General features: G+C 61.9%; 25 protein-coding genes. 13 read left to right on the top strand and 12 right to left on the bottom strand.

Features of this window, described 5'->3' with window-relative positions; genetic code table 11:
- Window positions 1-40 precede the first annotated feature (40 nt).
- Window positions 41-703, bottom strand: a complete 663-nt coding sequence (locus ACFFNA_RS27320; RefSeq protein ID WP_378923065.1) for a haloacid dehalogenase type II — start codon at window positions 701-703, stop codon at window positions 41-43.
- 156 nt (window positions 704-859) lie between these two features.
- Here ACFFNA_RS27320 and ACFFNA_RS27315 point away from each other — a divergent pair, with 156 nt between their 5' ends.
- The 4 genes from ACFFNA_RS27315 to ACFFNA_RS27300 all read left to right on the top strand — a co-directional run bounded on the left by ACFFNA_RS27315 (window position 860) and on the right by ACFFNA_RS27300 (window position 4,180).
- On the top strand, window positions 860-1,738 hold the full coding sequence (locus ACFFNA_RS27315) for a branched-chain amino acid aminotransferase (RefSeq protein WP_378923063.1): 879 nt from the start codon (window positions 860-862) through the stop codon (window positions 1,736-1,738).
- A gap of 176 nt (window positions 1,739-1,914) precedes the next feature.
- Entirely contained in the window at window positions 1,915-2,511 is a 597-nt protein-coding gene (locus ACFFNA_RS27310) for a superoxide dismutase (RefSeq protein WP_095089869.1), read from the top strand.
- A gap of 271 nt (window positions 2,512-2,782) precedes the next feature.
- On the top strand, window positions 2,783-3,220 hold the full coding sequence (locus tag ACFFNA_RS27305; RefSeq protein WP_111549096.1) for a c-type cytochrome: 438 nt from the start codon (window positions 2,783-2,785) through the stop codon (window positions 3,218-3,220).
- Window positions 3,221-3,229: 9 nt separating this feature from the next.
- Window positions 3,230-4,180 (top strand): cytochrome c, encoded by a 951-nt coding sequence (locus ACFFNA_RS27300; protein ID WP_378923060.1) that lies wholly within the window; start codon window positions 3,230-3,232, stop codon window positions 4,178-4,180.
- A gap of 99 nt (window positions 4,181-4,279) precedes the next feature.
- Here ACFFNA_RS27300 and ACFFNA_RS27295 read toward each other — a convergent pair whose 3' ends face one another.
- From ACFFNA_RS27295 to ACFFNA_RS27285, 3 genes are all read right to left on the bottom strand, one after another.
- Window positions 4,280-4,681, bottom strand: a complete 402-nt coding sequence (locus ACFFNA_RS27295) for an SET domain-containing protein (RefSeq protein WP_111549098.1) — start codon at window positions 4,679-4,681, stop codon at window positions 4,280-4,282.
- Between the two features lie 193 nt (window positions 4,682-4,874).
- On the bottom strand, window positions 4,875-5,501 hold the full coding sequence (locus tag ACFFNA_RS27290) for a LysE family translocator (RefSeq protein WP_378923059.1): 627 nt from the start codon (window positions 5,499-5,501) through the stop codon (window positions 4,875-4,877).
- Entirely contained in the window at window positions 5,498-7,621 is a 2,124-nt protein-coding gene (locus ACFFNA_RS27285; protein ID WP_378923057.1) for a S9 family peptidase, read from the bottom strand. The genes ACFFNA_RS27290 and ACFFNA_RS27285 overlap by 4 nt, the downstream gene beginning before the upstream one ends.
- A gap of 134 nt (window positions 7,622-7,755) precedes the next feature.
- On the opposite strand from ACFFNA_RS27285, the gene ACFFNA_RS27280 reads away from it, so the two are divergent.
- Window positions 7,756-8,124 carry an SH3 domain-containing protein gene (locus ACFFNA_RS27280; RefSeq protein ID WP_378923093.1) on the top strand — a complete coding sequence of 123 codons (369 nt, stop codon included), beginning with the start codon at window positions 7,756-7,758 and terminating at the stop codon, window positions 8,122-8,124.
- A gap of 447 nt (window positions 8,125-8,571) precedes the next feature.
- Window positions 8,572-8,997 carry a Ros/MucR family transcriptional regulator gene (locus tag ACFFNA_RS27275; RefSeq protein ID WP_111549380.1) on the top strand — a complete coding sequence of 142 codons (426 nt, stop codon included), beginning with the start codon at window positions 8,572-8,574 and terminating at the stop codon, window positions 8,995-8,997.
- A gap of 274 nt (window positions 8,998-9,271) precedes the next feature.
- On the opposite strand, the gene ACFFNA_RS27270 is transcribed toward ACFFNA_RS27275, so the two are convergent.
- Together ACFFNA_RS27270 and ACFFNA_RS27265 are read right to left on the bottom strand one after the other, a co-directional pair.
- Window positions 9,272-9,700: a SufE family protein gene (locus tag ACFFNA_RS27270; protein ID WP_111549101.1), complete on the bottom strand. Its 429-nt coding sequence runs from the start codon at window positions 9,698-9,700 to the stop codon at window positions 9,272-9,274.
- A 100-nt stretch (window positions 9,701-9,800) separates the two neighbouring features.
- Window positions 9,801-10,154: a DUF5330 domain-containing protein gene (locus ACFFNA_RS27265; protein WP_126068478.1), complete on the bottom strand. Its 354-nt coding sequence runs from the start codon at window positions 10,152-10,154 to the stop codon at window positions 9,801-9,803.
- A 536-nt stretch (window positions 10,155-10,690) separates the two neighbouring features.
- Here ACFFNA_RS27265 and ACFFNA_RS27260 point away from each other — a divergent pair.
- From ACFFNA_RS27260 to ACFFNA_RS27250, 3 genes are all read left to right on the top strand, one after another.
- Window positions 10,691-12,424, top strand: coding sequence for an ATP-binding protein (locus ACFFNA_RS27260; protein WP_378923054.1), 1,734 nt, complete (start codon window positions 10,691-10,693; stop codon window positions 12,422-12,424).
- Window positions 12,399-13,193 carry a peptidoglycan-binding domain-containing protein gene (locus ACFFNA_RS27255; RefSeq protein WP_111549104.1) on the top strand — a complete coding sequence of 265 codons (795 nt, stop codon included), beginning with the start codon at window positions 12,399-12,401 and terminating at the stop codon, window positions 13,191-13,193. Before ACFFNA_RS27260 ends, ACFFNA_RS27255 begins: the two co-directional genes overlap by 26 nt.
- A gap of 174 nt (window positions 13,194-13,367) precedes the next feature.
- Window positions 13,368-13,715: a DUF1491 family protein gene (locus ACFFNA_RS27250; protein WP_378923051.1), complete on the top strand. Its 348-nt coding sequence runs from the start codon at window positions 13,368-13,370 to the stop codon at window positions 13,713-13,715.
- Here ACFFNA_RS27250 and ACFFNA_RS27245 read toward each other — a convergent pair.
- Entirely contained in the window at window positions 13,693-14,724 is a 1,032-nt protein-coding gene (locus ACFFNA_RS27245; protein ID WP_378923049.1) for a hypothetical protein, read from the bottom strand. The two genes, ACFFNA_RS27250 and ACFFNA_RS27245, sit on opposite strands and share 23 nt — an antisense overlap.
- Before the next feature lie 209 nt (window positions 14,725-14,933).
- On the opposite strand from ACFFNA_RS27245, the gene ACFFNA_RS27240 reads away from it, so the two are divergent.
- On the top strand, window positions 14,934-15,122 hold the full coding sequence (locus ACFFNA_RS27240; protein WP_111549106.1) for a hypothetical protein: 189 nt from the start codon (window positions 14,934-14,936) through the stop codon (window positions 15,120-15,122).
- A gap of 37 nt (window positions 15,123-15,159) precedes the next feature.
- Here the strand turns inward: ACFFNA_RS27240 and ACFFNA_RS27235 are convergent, their stop codons facing one another.
- From ACFFNA_RS27235 to ACFFNA_RS27225, 3 genes are all read right to left on the bottom strand, one after another.
- Window positions 15,160-15,729 (bottom strand): DUF1254 domain-containing protein, encoded by a 570-nt coding sequence (locus ACFFNA_RS27235; protein ID WP_111549107.1) that lies wholly within the window; start codon window positions 15,727-15,729, stop codon window positions 15,160-15,162.
- Complete coding sequence (locus ACFFNA_RS27230; protein ID WP_111549108.1) at window positions 15,722-16,306, bottom strand: DUF1214 domain-containing protein; 585 nt, start codon at window positions 16,304-16,306, stop codon at window positions 15,722-15,724. The genes ACFFNA_RS27235 and ACFFNA_RS27230 overlap by 8 nt, the downstream gene beginning before the upstream one ends.
- Window positions 16,307-16,409: 103 nt before the next feature.
- Window positions 16,410-18,563, bottom strand: a complete 2,154-nt coding sequence (locus ACFFNA_RS27225; protein WP_111549109.1) for a transglycosylase domain-containing protein — start codon at window positions 18,561-18,563, stop codon at window positions 16,410-16,412.
- Between the two features lie 156 nt (window positions 18,564-18,719).
- Here ACFFNA_RS27225 and ACFFNA_RS27220 point away from each other — a divergent pair, with 156 nt between their 5' ends.
- Window positions 18,720-19,175, top strand: a complete 456-nt coding sequence (locus ACFFNA_RS27220) for a hypothetical protein (RefSeq protein ID WP_378923045.1) — start codon at window positions 18,720-18,722, stop codon at window positions 19,173-19,175.
- Window positions 19,176-19,235: 60 nt separating this feature from the next.
- Here the strand turns inward: ACFFNA_RS27220 and ACFFNA_RS27215 are convergent, their stop codons facing one another.
- Both ACFFNA_RS27215 and ACFFNA_RS27210 read right to left on the bottom strand, forming a co-directional pair.
- Window positions 19,236-20,168, bottom strand: coding sequence for a dimethylarginine dimethylaminohydrolase family protein (locus ACFFNA_RS27215; RefSeq protein WP_378923043.1), 933 nt, complete (start codon window positions 20,166-20,168; stop codon window positions 19,236-19,238).
- A 30-nt stretch (window positions 20,169-20,198) separates the two neighbouring features.
- On the bottom strand, window positions 20,199-21,797 hold the full coding sequence (locus ACFFNA_RS27210; RefSeq protein WP_378923041.1) for a zinc-binding metallopeptidase family protein: 1,599 nt from the start codon (window positions 21,795-21,797) through the stop codon (window positions 20,199-20,201).
- An 83-nt stretch (window positions 21,798-21,880) separates the two neighbouring features.
- On the opposite strand from ACFFNA_RS27210, the gene ACFFNA_RS27205 reads away from it, so the two are divergent.
- Together ACFFNA_RS27205 and ACFFNA_RS27200 are read left to right on the top strand one after the other, a co-directional pair.
- A complete protein-coding gene (locus ACFFNA_RS27205) occupies window positions 21,881-22,807 on the top strand; it encodes a LysR substrate-binding domain-containing protein (protein WP_111549112.1) in 927 nt (308 codons plus the stop codon).
- 91 nt (window positions 22,808-22,898) lie between these two features.
- Window positions 22,899-23,993 (top strand): ABC transporter ATP-binding protein, encoded by a 1,095-nt coding sequence (locus ACFFNA_RS27200; protein WP_111549113.1) that lies wholly within the window; start codon window positions 22,899-22,901, stop codon window positions 23,991-23,993.
- Window positions 23,994-24,047: the final 54 nt, after the last annotated feature.

Here is a 24,047-nt window from a genome sequence, read left to right as displayed (position 1 = left end):
CTGCGCAGCCACTGTGGCGCCAGAGACACAGCTTCGCAACCTAGCTGCCTGGTACCAACGCTTCGAGCGATGGCAGGATCAGGGCCGGCGGAAAGTCCCGATACTCTTCCGGCTGGTTGGAACGGTTGATCCAGACCGTGCGGAAGCCGAATTTGGTTGCACCGGCGATGTCCCAGCGATTGGAGGACTGGAAGGAAACCGCGTTGGGGTAGAGGCGCCAGCCGGTTGTGATCATGTCGTAGACCGCCGGATCGGTCTTGAAACGCCGCACCGTATCGACAGAATAGATGTCGTCCAGAACCTGATCGAGCGCGGCCGATTTGACCGCTGCCTGCAGCATTTCGGGCGAGCCATTGGAAAGGATCGCCAGCCGCGCTCCCGAAGCCTTGAGCGCCTTGAGCACGGCCGGCACTTCCGGATAGCAATCCAACCGCCAGTAGGCGTCCAGCAATTTCGCCTTGAGGCTGGGGTCGGCCGAGGGAACCTTGCGCAAGGCGAAATCAAGCGCCTGTTCGGTCAGTTGCCAGAAATCGGCATAGGCGCCCATCAGCGTGCGCACCCAGGAATATTCGAGCTGCTTGGCGCGCCAGATTTCGGACAACAATTGGCCGTCCGGTCCAATCTGGTCGGCATGACGGCGCACGGCGGCATGCACGTCGAACAGCGTGCCATAGGCGTCGAAAACATAGGCGGTGTATTGCATGGCAACAGTTTTGAGGCGAGGCGCGAGAAGGTGCAAGCTTTGATTGCACCGCACTCGCCGCTGGCCTCAACAAAACTCCGCGATGCTGGTTGACGGCGCCTGCCAAAGCATCTTCCAATGGCCGTCACACAAGATCGATTGAAACGGGACAACGCGATGACACTGGCGGCTGCAGCACTATCCGCGACATGGACTTTCGTCGACGGTGATTGGCACGAGGGCAATGTCGCTATTCTGGGACCGCGCAGCCACGCCATGTGGCTTGGCACCAGCGTGTTCGACGGCGGCCGCTGGTTCGAAGGTGTCGCACCCGACCTCGAGCGCCATGCCGCCAGGGTGAATTCTTCGGCGATTGCGCTCGGCCTCAAGCCGTCAATGACCGCCGACAAGATCGTCGGACTGACCTGGGACGGGTTGAAGAAGTTCGATGGCAAGACAGCCGTCTACATCAGGCCGATGTATTGGGCCGAGCATGGCGGCTATATGGGCGTGCCGGCCGATCCCGCCTCGACCCGTTTTTGCCTTTGCCTCTATGAATCGCCGATGATCCCGCCGACCGGCTTTTCGGTGACCGTGTCGCCGTTCCGGCGCCCGACCATCGAAACCATGCCGACCAACGCCAAGGCCGGCTGCCTTTACCCCAACAACGGCCGTGCCATTCTCGAAGCCAAGATGCGCGGGTTCGACAACGCGCTGGTGCTCGACATGCTGGGCAACGTCGCCGAGACCGGAACCTCGAACATCTTCCTGGTCAAGGATGGCCATGTGCTGACGCCGGCGCCGAACGGCACCTTCCTGTCCGGCATCACCCGCTCACGAACCATGACGCTGCTTGGCGAGTATGGCTTCAAGACCACCGAAAGGACGCTGTCGATACGGGATTTCCTGGAAGCGGACGAAATCTTTTCGACCGGAAACCATTCCAAGGTGGTGCCGATCACGCGTATCGAGGATCGCAATCTGCAACCCGGGCCGGTGGCCAAGAAGGCGCGCGAGCTCTATTGGGATTGGGCGCATTCGACGTCAGCTGGCTGACACGTTCGGCCTGACTTTTTGTCGCTGCGCGGTTCGTTGTCGGAAAACCGTGTGACAGTTTTCCGCAACCCGCTTAGAAAGGGAACCGGCGCGTCATTCCGGAGTTGTTCCAGCTCAATCCAGACCTATCTTAGTCCGGTATCGACACCGGATTTTTCCACGAGGGAGTACTACCCATGGCTTTTGAATTGCCCGCTCTGCCTTACGACTATGAGGCCTTGCAGCCTTACATGTCGAAAGAGACGCTGGAATATCACCACGACAAGCACCACAAGGCCTATGTCGACAACGGCAACAAGCTCGCCGCAGAAGCCGGCATGGGCGATCTGTCGGTCGAAGAGGTGGTCAAGCAGTCGTTCGGCAAGAATGCCGGCCTCTTCAACAATGCCGCCCAGCATTACAACCACATCCATTTCTGGAAGTGGATGAAGAAGGGCGGCGGCGGCAACAAATTGCCGGGCGCCCTGCAGAAGGCAGTCGACAGCGATCTCGGCGGCTACGACAAGTTCAAGGCCGATTTCATCGCCGCGGGTACGACGCAGTTCGGCTCCGGCTGGGCCTGGGTATCGGTCAAGGACGGCAAGCTGGCGATCTCGAAGACGCCGAATGGCGAAAACCCGCTCGTTCATGGCGCGTCGCCGATCCTCGGCGTCGATGTCTGGGAGCACTCCTATTACATCGACTATCGTAACGCCCGGCCGAAATACCTCGAAGCGTTCGTCGACAGCCTGATCAACTGGGATCACGTGCTAGAGCTCTACGAAAAGGCCTGATGCATGTCGCCCAAAAGTGCGCAGCGGTTTTGGGACAACGACATGCACGAAAACAAGGACTCAAGCCAAGTCGTTCGGGTCCGTTCGGGCGCGACGAGTTTAATGTCCTGATCGATCTCCAGAAAAGCCCCGGCATCCCCGGGGCTTTTCTTTTGCTGTGTCGCAGCAAAATCATCCGAGGCGAAGGGAATATTCCCCCCGTTGCATCCGTTAACGTCCTGTCCCGAAAACGCCCTCATCCCCAAAATACCTTCACCACGGAGCCAAATGAATGAGAAAGCTTGTCATCGCCATCTCAATGCTCGCCCTCGCTGGTTCGGCGGCTTTTGCCGACCCGATCCTCGATCGGCAGGCTCTGATGAAGGAACGTGGAAAGATCGTCGGCGGCATTTCGAAGGTGGTCAAGGGCGAGGAGCCCTATGATGCCGCCGCTGTGCTGACGGCCCTGCAGGCATTGCAAGCGAATGCAGAGAAAGTCGACGTCGACGCGTTGTTCCCTGCCGGCAGCGACACAGGCGACACCACGGCTGCGCCAAAGATCTGGGAAGACATGGCCGGCTTCAAGGCCGCCAACGACAAATTTATCGCCGACGTCAAGGCCGCGGCCGCTGCCGCTCCTGCCGATGTCGATACGTTGAAGACGCAGTTTGACACCATCGCGTCCAATTGCGGCACCTGCCACCAGACCTACAGGGTGAAAAAAGGCTGATAGCGGGCGATGCCCTGGCTGAAAAAACTCGTCGGCGCCCTGGTCATTCTGGGCGGCGTCGGCGCGGTTGCAGGGTGGGTCCTGTCGGCGCCGGTGAGGCTCGACAGTGAGGCCCTGGCCAAGCTCGGCCCTGGCGATGCGGCCAGGGGCAAGCGCATTTTCTATGCCGGGGGTTGCACCTCCTGCCATGCAAAGCCGGGTTCGCAGGGCGATGCGCGGCTTAAGCTGGTGGGTGGCCTCGAACTCAAGACGCCGTTCGGTACTTTCGTGCCGCCCAACATTTCGCAGGACCCCAAGGACGGCATCGGCGCATGGTCGGTCGAAGACCTCGCCAATGCCATGCTGAAAGGGGTGTCGCCATCAGGCGAACACTTCTATCCGGCGTTCCCCTATGTGTCCTACGCACGCATGAAACCGGCCGACATTGCCGATCTCTATGCCTTCCTGAAGACGCTGCCGGCCGTCTCCGGCAAAGCGCCTGGCAATTCACTGACGTTCCCGTTCAACATCCGCCGCGGTATCGGCCTTTGGAAACTGCTTTATCTCAGTGATCAGCCGGTCGTTTCGCTCCCCGAAAGCACGCCTGCCCCGGTGATCGCCGGCCGCTATCTGGTCGAAGGGCCGGGTCACTGCGGCGAATGCCACACGCCGCGCGACTTTGCGGGCGGGACGAAAAAGAACCAGTGGCTGGCGGGTGCTGTGGCCGCCGAAGGCAGCGGCGTCGTGCCGAACGTCACATCAGGCGAGGGCGGCATGGGCAACTGGTCCGTAGCCGACATCGCCAATTACCTCGAAACCGGCTTCACGCCCGATTTCGATTCCGTCGGCGGCGCGATGGTCGACGTGCAGAGGAACATGGCCGAACTGACCGCAGGGGATCGTGCGGCCATCGCCGCCTATCTCAAGGCGATACCGTCGCATCCAAACGGCTATCCGGCGCGCAAGAAGAAGGCGAACTAATGCATATCGCCCAGAACTGCGCAGCGGTTTTGGGACAACGACATGCATTAAAACAATAGCTTGAAGCGCGGTACAGGATTTTCATCAAGCGCGACGCGCTCAGTTGTCGGATGGCGGGTGGCGGTCGCCCAGAAAGTCGAAGCCCGTCTCGAAGAAATGGTTGTAGTTGCAGGTCAGCTCCTCGCCGGGCGCGATGTCACGCAGCGCAAAGGTCTCCTCGGGCGAGGAGACGTCGCAATTCGGCTCGTCGGCATGGTTCATGTAGCGCGCATCGTCGGCTTCGAAGACGATGTAGTTCGGGTCGCGCCTGTCGGGATAGGAATAGCGGTCGAGATAGCTCTTCACCGGCCCGGTCTCGCCCTCATAGGTCTCGACCTTGATGAGCCGGTCGAACCGTGGATCCAGCTTCCAGATCCGCGTGCCGCGGGGAATGCGGTTCTTGGCAAAGACGCCGATGCCCTGGATGGGCGATTTGTCGAGATAGACGTCGACGAGCAGCATAATGGACCTTTACGCGATTGGGGCTGTGGTGGTCTCAGAGAAGCCGCGCACTGGTTAGCGCGCAGCCATTGCAATTGCGAGCGGAAAATCCACTTCACATAGCTGGAACAGAAGCGTCGGACGGGATCATGTGCAAATCAAAAAGTGATGACCGTGGGCGGCCGGCAGCGCAGTGCCGACACCTCGCTGCGCGTCAGCGTTGCTGCAGTGCCAGACGGACGCCCAAAGCACAGTAGATGCCGCCGACAATCTTGCCTTGCCACTTGAGCACCCTCGGATTTCGGCGCAGGAAAGTGCCAAGCCGACCGGCGCTCACTGCAAAGACGACCGTGCTGAGAAGACCCAGCGTGACGAAGATGACCCCTAGTATGGTCAACTGAAGCATCACCGACCCGTTTTCAGCCCGCACGAACTGAGGCAGGAATGCAAGGAAGAAAAGCGCGGTCTTAGGGTTGAGCACTTCGGTCAGGATAGCCTGTCGAAACGCTTTGCCGGCGGAGATGGCAAGCGCGCCGGCAGCCGGGTTGGCCGGTGTTTTCTCGATGATCGCGCGAATGCCGAGATAAACCAGGTAGGCTGCGCCGATGTACTTTACGATGCTGAACAGCGCCGCCGAAGTGGCGATGATCGCCGATATGCCGACCATGGCCATGATGGTGTGAACCACGTCGCCGGCTGCGATCCCGGCACCGGTCGCTATGCCCACCTTCGTTCCGGAACTCGTTGCCCGCGCGACGGTAAGGAGGGTGGCTGGGCCTGGAATAAAGACAAAGCCGAGCACAACCGCGATGTAGGCTGTCAATGTGGACAGATCGATCATTGGCTAATCTCTCCTGTAAGCTGCGCCTTGCCCATCACCTTCAGCGCAAAGGAATAAGTATAGGCGATCTCCTCCAGTCGCGAAAACCGACCGGAAGCGCCGGCGTGGCCTGAATCCATGTTGATCTTGAACAGCACGGGACTGTCGCCGCTCTTGCGGTCGCGCAGCCGTGCCACCCATTTGGCCGGTTCCCAATAGGTGACGCGCGGATCGGTGAGACCGGCCAGCGCCAGGATCGGCGGATAGTCGAGCGCGGCGACATTGTCGTAGGGCGAGTAGGCGGCGATGGTTCGGTAATCGTCGGCGGACGCGATCGGGTTGCCCCATTCCGGCCATTCCGGCGGCGTCAGCGGCAGGCTGGCGTCGAGCATGGTGGTGAGCACGTCGACGAAGGGCACCTCGGCGACGATGCCGCCAAAACAGTCCGGCGCCATGTTGGCGATGGCGCCCATCAGCATGCCGCCGGCCGAGCCGCCTTGCGCGACGATGCGGTCATGCGCCGTGTAGCGCTCGGCAACAAGGTGGCGCGCACAGGCGATGAAATCCGTGAACGTATTCATCTTGTGCGCCCGCTTGCCGTCATCGTACCAGCCATAGCCCTTGTCCTTGCCGCCGCGGACGTGGGCGATGGCAAAGACGAAGCCGCGGTCGACCAATGAAAACCAGTTGGTGTTGAACGCGGCCGGCACCGTGATGCCATAGGAGCCGTAGCCGTAAAGCAGGCAAGGTGCGGATCCATCCAGCGGCGTGTCGCGGTGGTGGAGAAGTGAGATCGGCACCAGTTCGCCATCGGCGGCGGGCGCCATCAGGCGCCTGGTGACATATTGGTCCGGGTCATGGCCGGAGGGCACTTCCTGGGTCTTGAGCAGCACCCGCTCGCGGGTGCGCATATTGTAGTCGAACACCTGGGCCGGCGTCGTCATCGACGAGTAGGAAAAGCGCATGATCTCGGTGTCGTACTCATAGGAACCCGACAGGCCGAGCGAGAAGGCCTCCTCGTCGAGGGACAAAAGATGCTCCTCGCCGCTGGTGCGGTCGCGCACGACGATGCGCGGCAGGCCTTCCTTGCGTTCGAGCCGGACCATGTGGTCCCTGAAGCCGATCACCGACAGGATCAGCCGGCCAGGTTCATGCGGCACCAGTTCCTGCCAGTTGGCGCGCACCGGATCGCTCGCCGGCGCCATCATGATCTTGAAATCCTTGGCGCCGTCGGCATTGGTCAGGATGAAGAAGATGTCGCCGCCTTCTTCCAGATCATATTGAAGGCCAATCTCGCGCGGCGAGACCAGTTTCGGTTCAGCAAACGGATCGCTGGCGCGCATCAGGCGGTATTCCGAGGTCTCGTGATCGTTGATGGCGATCATGATCCATTCGTTGTTGCGGGTGCCGTCGACATTCATGAAGAAGCCGGGATCGGTTTCCTCATAGATCAGCCGATCGCTTTCCGGGCTTTGCCCAAGCGCATGGAACAGCACCTTGGACGGGCGGTGGTTGGGATCGAGACGCGTGTAGAAGAAGCCGTCATCGCCGGCGTTCCAGACGCCTGAACCGCCGGTGTTGGGAATCTGGTCGGCGAGCTCCTTGCCATCGTCAAGGTCGCGCACGCGAAGCGTGTAGAATTCGGAGCCCTTGTCGTCGAATGCCCACAAGAGCTTGCGATGGTCGGCCGAATGATCGACGCCGCCAAGACGGAAATAGGCCTTGCCCGCGGCCTCCGCATCGCCGTCGAGCAGGATGTGCTCGGCGCCGCCGTCGCGCGGCATGCGGAAATAACGCGGTTGCTCGCCGCCAAGCCTGAAGGATGAGCCATAGGCATAGGGTCCGTCCTTCATTGGCACCGAGGAATCGTCTTCCTTGATGCGGCCCTTCATTTCTTTGAAAAGCTGCTTTTGCAACTCGGCCGTGTCGGCCATCAGCTTCGACTGATAGGCGTTCTCCGCCTCGAGCTCGGCGCGGATCCCCGCATCGAGCAATGACGGATCCCGGAACATCTCCTGCCAGTTGTCGGCCCGCAGCCAGGCATAGTCGTCGGTTCGCGTGATGCCGTGATGCGTATCGGAAACTGGCCGTTTCTCGGGCACTGGCGGGCTGACGTGCGGAAATGCGGAAGTCTTGGTCATTGCGTCTCGCTTTTGCCAGTATCTTGAATGGCGAAGTATCTTGAATGACGAATGAACACGCCGATCAGGGCGGGTTCAAGAGCCGCAACGTAAGCATCGTGTCGGCTCCAGGAGATGGGTCGGGAGGAGAGATGATGGATATTTATTCTCGGACTGCTGCGGCTTTCGCCGTTGCTTCGTTAACTCTGGCTCTTACCGGCCAGTCTCATGCGACCGTATTCGCGGCTTGGCAAGTGTCCAATGTGCCGTTCGGCGACACGCTCAATGTGCGCAAATACCCCTCGGGCACATCCCAGAAACAAGCGGCGTATCCGAACGGAACCGTTCTGCAGATGACCGGACGATGCACCGGCGGGATAAACCTGCTCGACATCGCCAATCAGCCGGCGCGGAAGCAGGAACAGACGGTTCGCTATCGCTGGTGCGAAGTCTGGCATGACCCGGCCCAGAACGGCAACTTCGTCACCGGCTGGGCCTATGGCAAATACATCACGCCGCATTGATTGACCTGGCAGCGATTGATCCGGGCCGGTTGCATGACAGGCATGTCGCCTGGTTGGTTGCGCTTGGCGCAAGCAACCTGTGGTTTTGTGGACAGGTGTGAGCAACCAAGCTTGCCCCGTGCGATAGCCAAGCAAAATCAAGCATTGAAACCTGCTTTGTGAGTTATGGCGAATGTAACAGCGAGCTGACGTTGCGTCAGCGGTTGCTGGTAGGCGGGCGAAATATCGAAAAATTACACAATGCACGAAAGATTGAAGCTAATCCGGGAATAATTGATCAACATTGTTGAATATAGCGCAAAGAGCGAATTGACTTACTTGGTCAGCAGGCTCATTGATGTGCCCGCGATACGAATCGCAGAAGCTCTACCTGCAAAAAATTCGCGCGATGCCCTGCCTGTAAAAAAGGGCGCACACTGACGTAACTCTTGTTGGGGCCTGATGACCATGGATATTGTCGAAACACCTTCCAGAAACAGCGATGCGCTGATCGAATTGACCGCCGACGTGGTGGCCGCCTATGTCAGCAACAATCCCGTGCCGGTCGGCGAATTGCCGAACCTGATATCCGATGTCCATGCCGCGCTCGGGCGCGTGGGCGGAACCGCCGAACTACCGCCTGCCGACAAGCAAAAGCCGGCAGTCAACCCGAAGCGCTCGGTTCATGACGACTACATTGTTTGCCTCGAAGACGGTAAGAAGTTCAAGTCGCTAAAGCGTCATCTGATGACCCACTACGACCTGACGCCAGATCAGTACCGCGAAAAGTGGAACCTCGACCCGACCTATCCGATGGTTGCTCCCAACTATGCCGCTGCGCGGTCCCAGCTTGCCAAGAAGATGGGTCTCGGTCGCAAGCGCAAGGCGCGGTAATCACTGCTCGCCAGATCGGATCGACATCAACGGCGCCTTCGGGCGCCGTTTGATTTTACAGGGCTGCAGCGCGGCGATCGATTAGAGCAATTCCAGGAAAAGTGTGAAACGGTTTTCCGTCCGGAATTGCGTCAAAAACAACGAGAGCAATTCCAGGAAAAGTGTGAAACGGTTTTCCCGGGAAAAGCGCGTAGCGCTTTCCCTTAGGGAATTGCGTCAAAACAACGAAATAGAGCGGTTTTGCGTTCCGTGAAACGATGAACCGCTCGGGTCGTCAGGCGGTCTGCTTGAGCGCCGTCTCGGCGTCGCGCTTGATGCGCTTGACCATGGAGCGAAGGCCGTTGGCGCGCTGCGGCGAAAGATGTTCGTCGAGGCCGAGCTCTTTCAATGTTGCTTCCGCGTCGGTCTTCTGGATCTCGCTGGCGGCCCTGCCGGAAAACAGCGCCAGCATGATCGCGACCAGCCCGCGCACGATATGGGCGTCCGAATCGCCGGTGAAGGTGATGGCCGGATCGGCTCCAGGTCCGCGTTCGGTGGTCAACCAGACCTGGCTGACGCAGCCCGGCACCTTGTTGGCCGCGTTGCGCTCATCGTCCGGAAATGGCGGCAGCGCCTCGCCGAGTTCGATGACGTAACGATAGCGGTCTTCCCATTCCTCGAGGAACGAGAAATCGTCGCGGATCGTCTGGATCGTGGTCGTCATGCTCACGATATAGTCACGCGACAGCGCCGCGTCACGGAAAAAACAAGGACACCGCGGGCGTCGAGAGGGCAGACAGCCCGCGGTGCGCCGTCGAGACGGCTTAATTCTGCGCCGGCAGGTTGACTGTCTCGGGCAAGACGATTTCCTCCGGCACGCTGCCGGTCATCGTCGACGTGTCAGGGCCAGCGGCGGACTTGTCGTCCAGCATCGCGGCCGCGATCTTGGCGGTCTCCTTGGCGCGGGCGGTGATGGTGTGCATCGCCGACTTGCCGGTTTCGCAGACGTCGGGTTTGCGTTCGCAAATGCCGGCGATGTCGCCAACCGCCTCACGCGCTGCAAACAGGGCTTGGATCGGCCCGACGCTCTCGCGGCCCGATTCGTCGGGACCGACAGTCAGTGGCAGCGCCAGCAGCACCAGCGAGAACCAGAAAGCCATTCTTATCAGGAAGACCATTCCCTTGCCCTCTCGTCGTGACCGGATCATGCATCCATATGGCATGACCTCTTTTGTAGGCAGGATGTTGGCACACAGGCGCAAAGGACGGCTTGCAGGTTCGCCGAGAATTTTCCTCAAATTTTAGGCGAATTCGAAACGAACCGTTGTGCAATCAGTTTGTTTCAAATCCGAACGATTTTCCTTAACGCTGGATAACCATCTATCTGCCTGCTTTTCCTGCATTTTTCGTGAAGCCCGGGAGTCCTGGCGCTGCGTGGATCCACCCCATACGCGCCGGCGGCGGATAACCCTCCGTTTACTATGGCTGCATTTGCCCGGGCTTTCGGCTGCCGGCATCCCAATATTTGCCGCAGGCCGGGTCTTGGTCGGCGCTGCCTTATCCATTCCTTAAACGCTGGATGCGAGTTTCAGAGCCAACCAAAACAATCTGCAAAAGCAGAGCTGTCCACGACGAGTACGGGTGCGTTGAGTTGAGTTCGATCAAGGCCAGATACGTTGAATTGCCTGGCGCGATGGCAGCTGGTTGCGAACGTATGGTGCATCCGTCCATCCTTGGGCGGAACGACCGCGAGCGCCAGCGCCGCTTCATCGGCGTCATGCTGGCGGCTCCTTTCTTTGCCGCCGGTGCCGCGGTCACGCTGGTCACGTCGGGCATGGGCGCCGCCGTCACCGTGGCCGCCATCTTCGCGGCCTTTGGCCTGTGCTGGTTCGTCGCCTTGCTGGTGGCGGCGACCGGCAAGATGGCCATGGCTGCTCGGGTCGCCCTGGCGATGGCGGGTATTGCGCTCGGCAGTCTCATCGCCGCCGCCGGTGGGCTGAGCTCTCCTGTCGCCATGCTCGTTGTGGCGCTGCCGTTCGAAGCCTGGTGGATCGGCGCCTCGCGGCGTGCGGCACTGTGGGGAGCCGTGTCGGCCGCTGTCGCCATCCTGGCTCAGCCTCTGGCCGGAATTCTGTTCCCGTTCGCCGGAGCGCAGATTGCGGCATGGCACTGGCTGGTGCCGTTGGCCTGGGCGCTCACGCTGATCCCACGCGCGTCGGCGTTTCAAAACACGACCGGTGCGGCCGATGTCGCCGACACGGCCGACCGTCTTGAAGACATCATCGATGCGGTGGTCTTGCGCGTCGCCCGCCATGGCGAGGTTCTGGACGCTTCGGCAAAGGCGCGCACGCTTTTGAAGCTGCCGCCCGAACTGCTGTCCGGAAACGGCTTCTTCGATCGCGTCCATCTGTCGGATCGTGTCTCCTATCTCAGCGCACTGGCCGACATGCGCGATGGCGCGCTGTCGCGCCGGCTCGAATTGCGCATCCGGCTGCCCCAGAACGGCCACGGCCAGTCAGCCGACAATTATCGGCCGTTCTCGCTCGATCTGGTGCGAGGTGAAGAACAGGGCGACGTCTTCACGCTTGTCCTGCGCGAGAATGACGACATTGCCCGGCTGCGCGAAAATCTCGCGGCGGCCAATGAGGCGGCCGCATCCGCCGAGGTGGCCAAGGGGCGCTTCCTGGCGGTGGTCAGCCATGAACTGCGCACGCCGTTGAATGCCATCATCGGCTTCTCGGACATGCTGCTGCACGAGATGTTCGGCGCTTTCAAGGATCCGCGCCAGAAGGAGTACGTCGGCCTGGTGAGGGATTCGGGCCAGCATCTGCTGGCCGTCGTGACCTCGATACTCGACGTGTCCCGGATCGAGTCGGGCGTCTATGCGACCGAACCGGAGCCGTTCCGGTTCGTGGAAGCGGTCGACATGTGCCAGTCCATGCTGCGGCTGCAGGCGCAGGCGAAGAACATCGATCTGCAGACGCAGATCGCGCCGGACGCCGGCGACATCAATGCCGATCGGCGTGCCGTGCAGCAGATGCTCATAAACCTGGTCTCCAATGCGATCAAGTTCACCCCCGATGGCGGCGATGTGGTCGTCGGCGCCAAGCGGATCGGTTCGCGTCTGCATTTCTGGGTCAGGGACACCGGCATCGGCATCGCCGAGGAGGATTTTGCCAATCTCGGCAAGCCCTTCATGCAGATCCAGAACGACTATACGCGCCGGTTCGAGGGGACTGGCCTCGGCCTTTCGCTGGTCAAGGGCCTGGTGGCGCTGCACGAAGGCACGATGTCCATCGAAAGCATGCCGGGTGAGGGCACCACGGTGACCATCAGCCTGCCGGTGAACGGACCGAAGGGACATCAGGCGGAGAAGGCCGGAGTGCTGACGATGCCGGTGGCCATGGCGAAAGGGGACAGAAATGGCTCGCTCCGCAAAACAGCCTAAGGCGGTCAAGCGCCGCAGCAGTGCCTTTCAGGACGGCGCCGTCGCCGTCGGCGGCATGATCTCGCGCAATCCCGTCCTGGTGGGCGGGTCGACGGCATTCCTGGTGACGCTGTTTTACGTTTCCGCCAATGCCTTGTGGTACCAGCCTTTCCCGCATGCCGGCGCGTTCTTCGCGACCCGCAGCATCCAGGGCTTTCCGCACACGGCGTCCGACGAACCGGAGACGACGTTCAACATCGTGCGGCCATCCGGCGCGCCGGCACCGATCAAGGGCGATCCGGTGGTCGAGCAGGTGCAGGGCATTCTGAAGGATCTCGATTTCTACTCCGGAACGGTCGATGGCATTTCCGGGCCCAACACGCGCAAGGCCATCCAGGCCTATCAGCAGAAGGTCGGGCTCGACGCGTCCGGCGAGATCGACGCGCTTCTGCTGGACCAATTGGGCGCAACGCCGAAAACCGCGGCCGTCATACCGAAACCGCAGCCGCGCCCGGATATGCCGGCCGCCGTTCCGGTGTCGTTGCAGACGAATTCCGGGCAGGCGAATGCCGACCAGACTACCCCGACGCAGGGACCCGACGCCCGCATCGTGAAGATCCAGGCCGGGCTCAAGGCATTCGGCAATGACGACATGCAGTTGGACGGCGTCGTCGGCACGCGCACCAAGGCGGCGATCAAGGAATTCCAGTCGCTGTTCGGACTGCCGCAGACTGGCGAGCCCGATGAGCTCGTTTACGTCAAGATGCGCGAGATCGGCCTGACCAACTGAGGGCTGAGACGACGGCTCGCCGAGCGGCGGAAATATCGATAGATAGCCCGCGTGCCTAAAGCGCGTCGCGCCCGCAACGGAATCATGCGACGCGCTTTAGGCTTTGTTTTCATGCATGTCGTTGTCCCAAAGCCGGGACCACTTTTGGGCGACATGCATTAGCGGAGTTCTCTCATGCGCGTCACATCGGATCTGTGGGTCTCGGCCCTGTTGCGCCGGGTTTTTGGCGCCGGCGGATTTGCCGCCGTGGTCAAGCGCGGCGCCACCGAAGCCGGCGCTGTCTTCGTGCTGGCGCGAGGCAGGTCGGGAGACATTGCCCTGTTCGGGCCGGCACCGCAGACAAGCTACGATTCGGCGAAGCCCGACGATCGCTTCTTCAGCCTTCTCGGCGCCGGCGATGATGCCGCCGTGCTCGAAGCGCGGCTGGAACGGGAAAAGAAATTCGATCCCGACATCTGGGTGGTCGAGATCGAGGCCGGTGCCGTCTCCGTCGAGGAGCTTATTTCCGTGAAGACGCCCTGAGGCCGGACGAAGCCGCCGCATCGTCGCTGTTCGATACCGTGCGGGCATCGCTGTTTGCAGGTGCCGCGTCGCGAACCACTTTTGAAAGGGTCTCGGCTTTCCAGAGCCGCACCTTGTCTTGAGCCGCATCGCGATGCAGCAGGCGGTAGCGGTCGAGGAAGGTGCGGATGGCCTGCGGATGCGGGAACTGGCTGGGATAGACCGCAACCGTGATCAGGAACGCCCGGTCCTCATTGAGGTCGAGCGAGCGAAGTGCTGCAAGCAGCGAGGCATAATTCTGGTTGGCGGTGAGCGATCGCGCGATCGAGAAATCGATATCGAGCGCATCGGCGAGCGCGGTCTGGAAGAACGCCGCGTTTCCGGTCAGCGCCGTCTCGCGCAGTTTGACATAGGTGTCCGCGCCCGTGAAAGGATCGGTCGCCGCGGCCTCGTCGCCGGTGCGCATCATGGAGCGCAGCCTGCGCCGTGCATTTTCGGCGGCAATGCCGGCCGCTCGTTCTCTCGCGGGCTCTTCGGAGGCGGCTTCCGTGCTCACCGGTGCAATCTTGTCCGCTGTGATGGGGTTCGCGTCCGGCTCCCGCACCCGTACCAGGGTTGGCCTTTCGAGCGCCCTGATCAGATCGGCGATGGTCGGGTTCAAGTCCTTGCGGCGCGCAATGGCGCGTGCATGCGGCAGGCCGTGCCGCCCGATCAGCGCGATGAGGTCGATGTCGCTGACCGCGCGGGAGCGGATGAGCAGGGGCGCGGCAATGTCGACCGGTTCCTCGCAAAGGCGGCGCACCAATGCGGCGGGGGCATATTCGCATTCGGACAGGGCGGCTGCCACGTAACGGCGCGACTCGACGGACACATTGTCGAACAGCGGAAGCGTCAGGTCTTCGAGCTGGCCGATCTCGCGGCGTGACGGGCGGGTGAGCGAGCAGAACGCCGACACCGCGGCGCGGAACAGCCTTTCAGCCTTTCCCGAGTCCGTCCGTACCGCGATTTGCCTGAAGTCCGAAGATGACACGAAGGATACGCCCGTACTCGACACAATCTCAACCACGCTCACCGGGACTGTGTCGGTTTCGCGTTTGCCTCGGGTCAGAACGTCCTGACCTCTAGACAAAGATCAAGTTAGCGACGATCCGTTAGCGCTCCGTTAACCCTCTGCCGTCCTTAATGATATTTGGAGGCGTTGCGTTGTGCTCCGGGGAAACCGAGAGGAATGCGCGAATCATGGGCATGGTACTGTCTTTCGTGCCGCGTACGGCACCAAGCAATCGGACAAAGCAAACCGCCGAAATTCCGGCGGCGGTGATCATCTTTCCCGGCATCCGCTATGAGCGATCTCACGCCGGCGAAGTGCGGCCGGGTGATCCCGACAAGCCGGGATCACCACGGACGCCGCCGGCGCCGCACCACTGAGTTTAGGCAGCCGCGGACCATTGGTCCGAGATCATGTCTAGAAGTCCTGCAACTCGCAGGAACTCTTTTCGAGGAAGCTTGATACGATCGGCTTCCAGCTGTCATCGGGCACGAAGGTGCGGATGACGAAGATGCCTTCCTCGATCGGCGCCTCGACAAAGATTGCTCCCTGAAGATCCTCGGGAAGATCCTTGCGCACGTCGATCATCTGCGCCGGTGTCAGCACGACGGCATCCAGCACGCCGTCGTTCGCGGTGTGGTCGTTGAAGGAATAGATGTTGTGGCCGCTGCGGTCATAGACCGACACCGACCAGAACGGCACATGTCCCGGCGCCTTGATGCGGACCAGTCCTTCGCCCAGGTCGAACCGGCATGCCGTGGCGTAAAACAACGGGTCGACGGATTTCACCACTGGCGCGCCACCGGCCTCGGCATCGAGGCGGGTCATCCTGTAGAGGTCCGAGGCCGTGGACAGCCGTGACCAGGCGTCGCGTTCGGAAAATTCAGGCACCAGAAGCAGCACGACGATGTGGACGATGCCGGCGCCGAGCAAGCCGAGCAGGACAGCATGCAGAAGCTTGCGCAACGTCGCATAAGAGCTACGCATTGCAGCCGACCTTCAGGATCCGCGGCAGCGAAACGTCAGACAGGCCGGTGCTGCTGGCGATCGGCGTGTCGTAGAATGTCAGCACGAAATACATCCTGCCGAAGCCGCCGGTCAGCAGCCAGTTGCCCGGCATCGGGTGATCGCTGGCGGAAATGATGACAGAATTGTCGGGTTGTCGTACCACCCCGTAGGATTGCAGCGCCGCAAGCCGTGGTTTGCCGGTTTCGACCACGCCGAGCGACTGATCGGCGGCATAGAGCGTCCAGAACCGTGCCGTCGGAAATCCACCTTCGATCGTGTAGGTGCATTCGCGCTTGAGTTCGCCCCCGCCGCTGTCGCGCTCGGCGACGAAGGACAGCCCTTCGGCTCGGCCGAGCGCAAGCACGCCCTCGCGTGCCACGCGGGCCTTCGAATAGGGGTCGGCGGCTGGCGTGCCGATATCGGGAAAGGCCGTCCATTGGCCGATCCGGATGGCGCCGACACCATCCTGGGCCTTCAGCGCATACCAGACGCTGCCGCCACCGCCGCCGATGGCTATGACAAGCGAAAGCAGCGTCAGGAGTGCATTCTTGAGCATGAAGGGCCGGGGACACGAAGAGTTGCCGCTCGGGGATATCGCGGCGTGGGGTCCTGTGGCAAGCGGGCCGATGGATTTGCCCGATCAGGCCAGTCGGAAAGAATCACAATACCGACAGCGTTTCCGGCGGTTGAGGCGGATCGAGGGCTGGCGCTGACTGGAACTGCTTGGTCATGTCCCTCAACGTCTGCGTGGTCCGGCTGGACAACACCGGCGGCCGTTCGGCCGCGGCATCGGCTGCCGCCTGTTCGTCGCTCTTCTTCTGCGCTTCCCCGGCCTTGGCTGCGATCTCTTCGTCGACGAAAGGTTTGTCGATGCCGGGGATCGGCTTGAGGTCAATGTTTTGATGGGCATAGACCATGAGACGCTGCCAAACCATCGCCGGCAGCGAGCCGCCTGTCATGTTCTTGGTCGGCGTGAAATCATCGTTGCCCAGCCACACGGCCGCCGTGTAGTTGCCGGTGAAACCGACAAACCAGGCGTCGCGGTAGGATTGCGTCGTGCCGGTCTTGCCGGCGACGACGATGTTGGGAATTTGCGCACGGCGCGCCGTGCCCATCACCGGCACCGCCGCCAGCATGGTGTTCATGGATTTGAGCGCCTGCTCGGACAGCACCCGGTGCGGCGGTGGCGCATCCTTGGCGAAATCATAAACCACCTCGCCGGTGCGGGTGACGAGTTGCGTGATGCCGTGCCGGGAGCCGACGAAGCCGTCCTGGGCGAACACGCTGTAGCCCGTTGCCTGATCCATCACGGTCATGCCGGAGGTGCCAAGCACCATCGTCTTGTGCGCTTCGAGCGGCGATTCCACGCCCATCGCCTCGGCCATTGCCTTGATCGGCGGGATGCCGAGATAGTCCTTGGCCAGTCGCACCGGCACGGTGTTGATCGACTTGGCCATCGCCACGATCAGCGTGACGTTGCCCGCCGATCCACCGCTGTAATTGTGCGGCGACCAGGTGCCCCAGCTGATCGGGCCACCGGAAATGATGGAGTCGGGCGTGAAGCCGTGCTCCATCGCCGTTGCATAGACATAGGGCTTGAACGACGAACCGGTCTGGCGCAGCGCCTTGGTGGCGCGGTTGAACTGGCTGGCGCCATAGTCGCGGCCGCCGACGATGGCTCTGACGGCGCCGTTGGTCTCGATGACGACGACAGCACCCTCGGTGACGTTATACTCCTTGCCGAACTGGCGCAGGTGGAATTCGACCGATTCTTCCGCCGCCTTCTGGATGTTGGCGTCGAAGGTGGTGTGAGCGACAAGCGAGTGCTGGCCCGGCTTGGCGATCTTCTTGACCTCGTCGAACGCCCAGTCGAGGTAATAATCCGGGCTTTTCTGTTCGCCGCGATCGACGACATCGGCAGGGTGCAGCCTTGCCTGCAGGACCTGACCCTCGGTCATGAAACCGGCGTCGACAAGGTTGGACAGCACCACATTGGCGCGCGCGCGCGCCGCCGGCAGGTTGATGTGCGGCGCATATTTGGTCGGCGCCTTGAACAGACCGGCCAGCATCGCCGCCTCGGCGAGGTTCAGGTCCTTGACGCTCTTGCCGAAATAGAAGTCGGCGGCCGCCTCGATGCCGAACGTGCCGCCGCCCATATAGGCGCGGTCGAGATAGAGCTGCAGGATTTCCTTCTTCGACAGATTGGCCTCGAGCCACAGCGACAGGAAGGCTTCCTTGATCTTGCGCTCCAGTGTGCGCTCATTGGTGAGGAACAGGTTCTTGGCCAGTTGCTGGGTGATGCTGGAGCCGCCCTGGACGACGGAATTGGCCCGTACATTCTCGAAGATAGCACGTGAAAGGCCAAGCACGTCGATGCCGTAGTGATCGAAGAAGCGGCGATCCTCGGTGGCGAGCACCGCCTTGATGACGTGATCGGGCATTTCGTCGACCGGCACCGAATCGCGCTGGATGATGCCGCGCTGGCCGATCTCGTTGCCGTAGCGGTCGAGGAAGGTGACGGCGAAGTCGCCCTGCGCGCGCCAGTCGCCAGCCGTATCCTGGAAAGCCGGAATGGCCAGCGCCAGCATCACCACAATGCCGCCGGCGCCCAGGGTAAAACCTTCGCTCAACAGTTCGATGATGCCACGGCGCCAGCCGTTGACCCGGAAGCGCCGCGAGAAGATCGTCGCGGCTTCCCAGAACTGCCGTGCCTTGAAACCGATCTCGTAGAGCGAGGAATCGAGCCATGCGTCGAGCGCCAGCAGCCAGGCGGCGATCGGACCTCTTCTCTTGCGCGGTTCAGGACTGGCCATTCGGAAATCCGGCTCGGCTGTGGCGTGACCTGAAAACCGCAAGCCGGCAATTTCAGGGCGGCGCCCTGTCCCGACTATTCATCCATTTTGTGGACGCTCACAAGGGCAGCGAGGACACAGCTGCAAGGTTTGTTGGCGCAAGGGCAGGGGGCAAGCGTGAAAGGCAACTCTGTCGCGCGCCCAGAGAAAGGTAAATTGTTGAAGGCAAGCAGACATAACGTTTCTTCAATCAAGGCAAATTATATGTTTGGTGAGCTAAAAATTGCAGCGAAAGAAAGTAGTATGAAACGCCTGTTTTTTATCTGCTCCATATCCTCCTTGCTGTTCCTGTCCGTGAGCCGAGCATTCGCGTTCAATTTCGGATTGATGAGAGTGCCGGACTGGATGGATTCTTATATTGGTGTGCTCTTTGTCATCACCTGCATTTTCTGGCTTGGCCTGGCGGCGACGAAACCGAGTGGCGTTCCGTTCAAGCAGCTTGCAAACGTCAAGATCTCGCCGCTAGCGAAGTTCTTCCGCATCGGCCTGCTCATCGCCTTCACCATCCTGATGGTCATCTTTTTCGCCGGGATGGGGCTCAGACGATACGCTGAGATGACGGGCGCAGCGTAAAGCCGCGCGCCGATTTTGTCAGTCAACGTGGGATAGTTGGTGCCCCGCCAACCGCTGCCCTCAGGCCGGTTCGCGCTTCAACGCCTGGGCCATGCAGTGGATGCCGCCGCCGGTCTTCGAGATCTCGCTCATGTCGACCGCCGCGACCTCGAAACCGCGCGCCCTGAGCTGCCCGATCAGCGTCTGGCTGGAGGTCGGCGCGATCACCCGGTCCTTGCCCAGCGACATGAAGTTGCAGCCGAGCGCCATCGTATCCTGGAACGGCACGTCGATGATCTCGTGCCCCTTGCCCTTCAGCCAGTCGACAATGCCGGGTTCGGTGCAGGCGAGGCAGACAGCGGTGAGTTTTTCGGCGATCGGCACCACCATCAGGTCGATATGGACATAATACTCGTCGATGAAGGCGATGCGGGTTTCCCAACCTTCCTTGTCGAACCAGGCCTGCACCTGCCGGGCGCCTTCCTCCTGCGTGCGAGCGCCGCCGCAGCCGATCAATACGACGCCATCCTCGATGACGTTGAAGTCGCCGCCCTCGAAAGTGCCTGCCGTGACCATGTCGTAGATCGGGATGCCGAGTTTTTCGTAGGTGCGGATGGCGGCGTAGTTCTCGCCGCGCCGCCACCAGTTGGCCATCGCGGTGATGAAGGCGCCGTAAGGCGTCATGACACTGGAATCGCGGGAATAGACCTGCATCGGCAGTTCCGGTGTCGACTCGTGCCAGTGGATGTTGACGCCGAAATGCTCGTAGGCGGCGACCAGGTCCTTGTGCTGCGCCTGCGCGATCTGGACGTTGCAAGGCGCCTCGCGCAGATGCTTGCGCGACAGCGAGCTGGTCGACAAATGCCGCAGGAAATTGGGCGAGCCAAGCAGCACGTCGGTCAAGACATCGGTCTCGTTGGCAAAACCCCAGGCGGTTAGCGGCTTGGTGCCGCCGGCCGGGTTGCGGCGCTGCAGCGAAAACGGCTCGGCGACGATGCGGTCGTGAACGGTCATGGGGTTCTCCTCGTGAGGCAACTTGGTTGATCATGTGGCTTTGGGATTGCCCGGTATGCACCAGTCCGGTCCGCGCGGGGTGGTGACATATTCCGGCCAACGAAATCCAATCGGCGGTTCGTAGTCGCAGAGCGGCGCGATCCAGTTCGAGCCGCCGATTCCACCGCCGGTGCGGGCGACGAATTCATTCATCGCCGCATCGCGGGCCGTCTGGTCCTCCAGCAGGCGAAGGGCGGCGAGCGCGATGGTCTTCGACGCGCAGATGACCATCGGGTCGATGGTGGCAGGAATGCCGCCCAGCGCATTCATTACCCATGACGGATAGGGGTAGCCGGTTTCCGAGCGTAGCGCCGGGCGGGCGACATAGAAGCGCGCAGTCGGCGTATGCCAGCTCATGTCGGTGTAGTCGTCGGAGGTCGAATTCACCTGCGAGGGCGGCAGATCACGGCGCAGGATCGCTTCCGCCGCCTGCGGCTCGATCAGGCGCTCCAGTTCTTCGATGAACGGCTCGTCACTCGCCATGCGCCCGGCATTGACCTGTATGTAGCGCGCGATTGCCTTGGCGTCCTCGTCCCAGCGCGGCGGCCCGACGGTCGACAGCGCTTCATAGGCGATTTCGGCCATGGCGTGATTGGCCAGCCCCGGCCGCGACTTCGACACCCAATGCCGCTCATGGCGGCAGCCGCTCATGCCGGCAGCGGCCTCGGCGTTGCGGTCGAGCACGGCGGTGACCTGCTCGGCCATCGCCAGCGTCGGCACGCGGATCATGTACTGGATCTCGGCCAGCCCCGCCGGCAGATTGTCGGCGGTCGCCTGGCCGGCCGTGAGGATCGCCTCGCTGATCGACCAGCCGCCCTGGTGCGGCAGCATGGAATCGCGCAGCGCCTTGGACGCCATGTACATCATCATGAGCGCGTCGTTGGCGCCGGGCGCGCGCACCGCCGAATGCGCCTGCGGAATGGGCGCTGCGCCGGTGGCCGCCCGCGCCCAGCGCTCCGGTTGGTCGCAGATGAAGCGATAGATCATCGCGTAAGCCGCGCCGCAATGCGTGTCCCAGCGTGCTGTGTTGCAGAGCGGCAGCATGTAGAATGGATGGAAGGAGATCATGCCGGCAAGGCCGTCATAATAGCCCTTGGCGGCATGGATCGGCTTTGACCCGCGCACCTTTTCCGCCGGCTCGCCGGTAAAGCGCAGTGTGCCTGATATGCCGTGGCGCTGCATCGCCGCCTTGGTCGCCAGCAGCCCGCCGAGGCTCGAAATGCCCAGCCCGGAATGCGGGTCGGTATGACCACCGGCATGTTCGGAGAGGCCTGGGCGCGGACGCTTGACCGTCGCAGCATCCTGGCAATTGCCCGGTACCGCGTCGTATTCGGCGTACATGCCGATGGTCGGGCCGGGACCGTTGGTCCAATGGGCACAGAAGGCGGTCGGCATGCCGCCGGAACCTTCTTCGACGGAAAAGCCTTCGCGCTTCAGCCGCTCCACGTACCAGGCGGCGGATTGATATTCGCGCCATGCGGTCTCGCCGAAGTCGAAAATGGTGCGTGTCCACGCCGACAGCAACGGCTGGATGTCGTCGAGACAGGCAAGGGCGGTTGCTTGCGCCGAGGTGGCCACCGGTTTCTCCATGGACGAGAACAAAGCAGTGAAGCGGTTCGCCAAAAAGTGATATGTTTTCCCGGCTCATGCAAATTCGGTTCACCTGAGGCCTCTTGCGCATACCATCCACCCAAGCGCTGCGCGCGCTCGACAGCTTCGCTCGCCACGGCAGCGTCTGGCGCGCCGCCGACGAACTGCACCTGACCCGGAGCGCGGTGAGCCATCAACTGCGCCTGCTTGAACGCGACCTTGGCTTCGATCTGCTCGAACGCATCGGCAAGGGCGTGGCACTGACGCCACGGGGCCAGCGCTACGCCAGCGACGTGCGCAAGGCGCTGACCGTGCTGGGCGATGCGGTGACGCGCCATGCCGGCACCGGTGTCGGCGGCTCGTTCAGCATCAGCTGCACGCCGGGCTTTGCCTCGCTGTTCCTGTGCACCCATATCGGCGAGTTCAGGCAGATGTACCCGGACGTCGCGCTGCGCATCCTGACGCCGCGGCGGCTGGATGATGTCAGCAACGCCGACGCCGATGCCTTCATCGCCTTTGGCGTTGGCAATTGGCCGAACCGGGCCGCCGAACTGTTGTGCGAGATTTCCTTTACACCGCTCTGCAGTCCGACGCTCCTCAACAAGGTCGGCGGATTCTCCAAGCCCGCCGATGTGCTGCGCGCCAATCTCCTGCATCTCGGCGACACCGAGGACTGGGCCCGCTGGCTGGCGCTGTCCAAGGTCGAGAACCCCGACCCGGAAGGCGGTATCTTCTTTTCCGACATGAATCTTGTCTTCTCGGCCGCGATCGCCGGCCAGGGCATGGCCATGGGCGACGAACTGACCAGCGGCAAGGCACTGGCCGAAGGCAGGCTCGTGCGTCCCTTCGACATCGCGATCAAATCGCCGCGCTCCTACTTCCTCGTCTCCGAACACGCCAAGGCGACGCATCCGGTGCTTGACGCGTTTGCCGGATGGCTGCGATCGAAACTCGCGGAGAGCAATGCCAAGGGCATGGCCGACCACGGACGCCACCGATTGGACAGATGAATGGAATTTGCCGATCCGGCGAAAACTATTTGGTTGCGGTGAGGCCGCACGCTGCCCTACGATTTCTCCTGGAATTGAGGAAACAGGCAGGATGCAGCAACCCGGCCGGGCCGCAGAGATCAAGGCAATCGGAATCGGCAAGAGCTTCGGCTCGTTCCGTGCGCTGGACAATCTGACGCTCGATATTGGCCGTGGCGAGTTCCTGACCCTGCTTGGGCCGTCTGGTTCGGGCAAGACCACCTTCCTGATGATCCTGGCCGGCTTCGTGCAGCCGACCGAGGGCCGGCTGTTCAGCGATGGCGTCGACATCACCGAACGACCGGCCGAACAGCGCGCGGCCGGCATGGTGTTCCAGGGTTACGCGCTGTTCCCGCATATGAGCGTCGAAGCCAACATCGCCTTCCCACTCAAGGTGCGCAAGAAGTCGGCGGCCGACATCAAGCGCCGTGTCGGCGAGATGATCGAACGCGTAGGCCTCAAGGGCCACGAGAAAAAACTGCCGGCGCAGCTATCAGGCGGTCAGCAGCAGCGCGTGGCGCTTGCCCGCGCGCTGGTGTTCGAGCCGGGCGTGCTGTTGCTCGACGAGCCGTTTTCCGCGCTCGACAAGGGTCTGCGCGGCCAGATGCAGGCCGAGATGAAGCGGCTGCACCAGGAGACCGGCACCACCTTCGTCTTCGTCACTCACGACCAGAGCGAGGCGCTGGCGCTGTCGTCGCGCGTCGCCATCTTTAATCATGGCAAACTGCTGCAGGTCGGAGCGCCCGACGAGGTCTACGACAGGCCGGACAACCGCTTCGTCGCCGAGTTCCTCGGCGAGATCAACATGCTGCCGCTGAAGGGGGTGCGCCCGGCCGACAATGGCTCGACCGGCCTCTGCGAAGACCGTGCGGTCAGCATGCGCTGCAAGGCTGAGACGGTGCGCGGCGATGCAATCCTGGCGATCCGACCTGAATACATGTCGATATCAGGCGAGGCGGCAGCCGGCGAGAACGGCATCGCCGCGACCGCGACCAACTCCACCTATCTCGGCGCGGCAACGCGGCTTGACCTGACGACGCGGCAAGGCGCGAAGGTCACGGTCTCGGTGCCGAACGAGATAGCCGCCGCCGCTCTCAGCAAGGGCAACTCCGTCTGGCTCACCTGGCCAGCGGAAAAGGGATTCCTCCTTCCGCATGGAGGACAATGACGAACGGTGCGGCGAGATATCAGCGCCACCGCTTTCCGGTACTATCAACGACAA

This window comes from Mesorhizobium kowhaii (assembly GCF_042431665.1).
Lineage (GTDB): Bacteria > Pseudomonadota > Alphaproteobacteria > Rhizobiales > Rhizobiaceae > Mesorhizobium > Mesorhizobium kowhaii.
Note: the sequence above shows the minus strand (reverse complement) of the source record. Positions and strands in the feature narration are given on the sequence as shown.

Excerpts from the sequence above, each read along its gene's own strand:
- ACFFNA_RS27320 (WP_378923065.1), bottom strand. The coding sequence starts at position 703 with ATGCAATACACCGCCTATGTTTTCGACGCCTATGGCACGCTGTTCGAC.
- ACFFNA_RS27315 (WP_378923063.1), top strand. The coding sequence starts at position 860 with ATGACACTGGCGGCTGCAGCACTATCCGCGACATGGACTTTCGTCGAC.
- ACFFNA_RS27310 (WP_095089869.1), top strand. The coding sequence starts at position 1,915 with ATGGCTTTTGAATTGCCCGCTCTGCCTTACGACTATGAGGCCTTGCAG.
- ACFFNA_RS27305 (WP_111549096.1), top strand. The coding sequence starts at position 2,783 with ATGAGAAAGCTTGTCATCGCCATCTCAATGCTCGCCCTCGCTGGTTCG.
- ACFFNA_RS27300 (WP_378923060.1), top strand. The coding sequence starts at position 3,230 with ATGCCCTGGCTGAAAAAACTCGTCGGCGCCCTGGTCATTCTGGGCGGC.
- ACFFNA_RS27295 (WP_111549098.1), bottom strand. The coding sequence starts at position 4,681 with ATGCTGCTCGTCGACGTCTATCTCGACAAATCGCCCATCCAGGGCATC.
- ACFFNA_RS27290 (WP_378923059.1), bottom strand. The coding sequence starts at position 5,501 with ATGATCGATCTGTCCACATTGACAGCCTACATCGCGGTTGTGCTCGGC.
- ACFFNA_RS27285 (WP_378923057.1), bottom strand. The coding sequence starts at position 7,621 with ATGACCAAGACTTCCGCATTTCCGCACGTCAGCCCGCCAGTGCCCGAG.
- ACFFNA_RS27280 (WP_378923093.1), top strand. The coding sequence starts at position 7,756 with ATGGATATTTATTCTCGGACTGCTGCGGCTTTCGCCGTTGCTTCGTTA.
- ACFFNA_RS27275 (WP_111549380.1), top strand. The coding sequence starts at position 8,572 with ATGGATATTGTCGAAACACCTTCCAGAAACAGCGATGCGCTGATCGAA.
- ACFFNA_RS27270 (WP_111549101.1), bottom strand. The coding sequence starts at position 9,700 with ATGACGACCACGATCCAGACGATCCGCGACGATTTCTCGTTCCTCGAG.
- ACFFNA_RS27265 (WP_126068478.1), bottom strand. The coding sequence starts at position 10,154 with ATGGTCTTCCTGATAAGAATGGCTTTCTGGTTCTCGCTGGTGCTGCTG.
- ACFFNA_RS27260 (WP_378923054.1), top strand. The coding sequence starts at position 10,691 with ATGGTGCATCCGTCCATCCTTGGGCGGAACGACCGCGAGCGCCAGCGC.
- ACFFNA_RS27255 (WP_111549104.1), top strand. The coding sequence starts at position 12,399 with ATGGCTCGCTCCGCAAAACAGCCTAAGGCGGTCAAGCGCCGCAGCAGT.
- ACFFNA_RS27250 (WP_378923051.1), top strand. The coding sequence starts at position 13,368 with ATGCGCGTCACATCGGATCTGTGGGTCTCGGCCCTGTTGCGCCGGGTT.
- ACFFNA_RS27240 (WP_111549106.1), top strand. The coding sequence starts at position 14,934 with ATGGGCATGGTACTGTCTTTCGTGCCGCGTACGGCACCAAGCAATCGG.
- ACFFNA_RS27235 (WP_111549107.1), bottom strand. The coding sequence starts at position 15,729 with ATGCGTAGCTCTTATGCGACGTTGCGCAAGCTTCTGCATGCTGTCCTG.
- ACFFNA_RS27230 (WP_111549108.1), bottom strand. The coding sequence starts at position 16,306 with ATGCTCAAGAATGCACTCCTGACGCTGCTTTCGCTTGTCATAGCCATC.
- ACFFNA_RS27225 (WP_111549109.1), bottom strand. The coding sequence starts at position 18,563 with ATGGCCAGTCCTGAACCGCGCAAGAGAAGAGGTCCGATCGCCGCCTGG.
- ACFFNA_RS27215 (WP_378923043.1), bottom strand. The coding sequence starts at position 20,168 with ATGACCGTTCACGACCGCATCGTCGCCGAGCCGTTTTCGCTGCAGCGC.
- ACFFNA_RS27210 (WP_378923041.1), bottom strand. The coding sequence starts at position 21,797 with ATGGAGAAACCGGTGGCCACCTCGGCGCAAGCAACCGCCCTTGCCTGT.
- ACFFNA_RS27200 (WP_111549113.1), top strand. The coding sequence starts at position 22,899 with ATGCAGCAACCCGGCCGGGCCGCAGAGATCAAGGCAATCGGAATCGGC.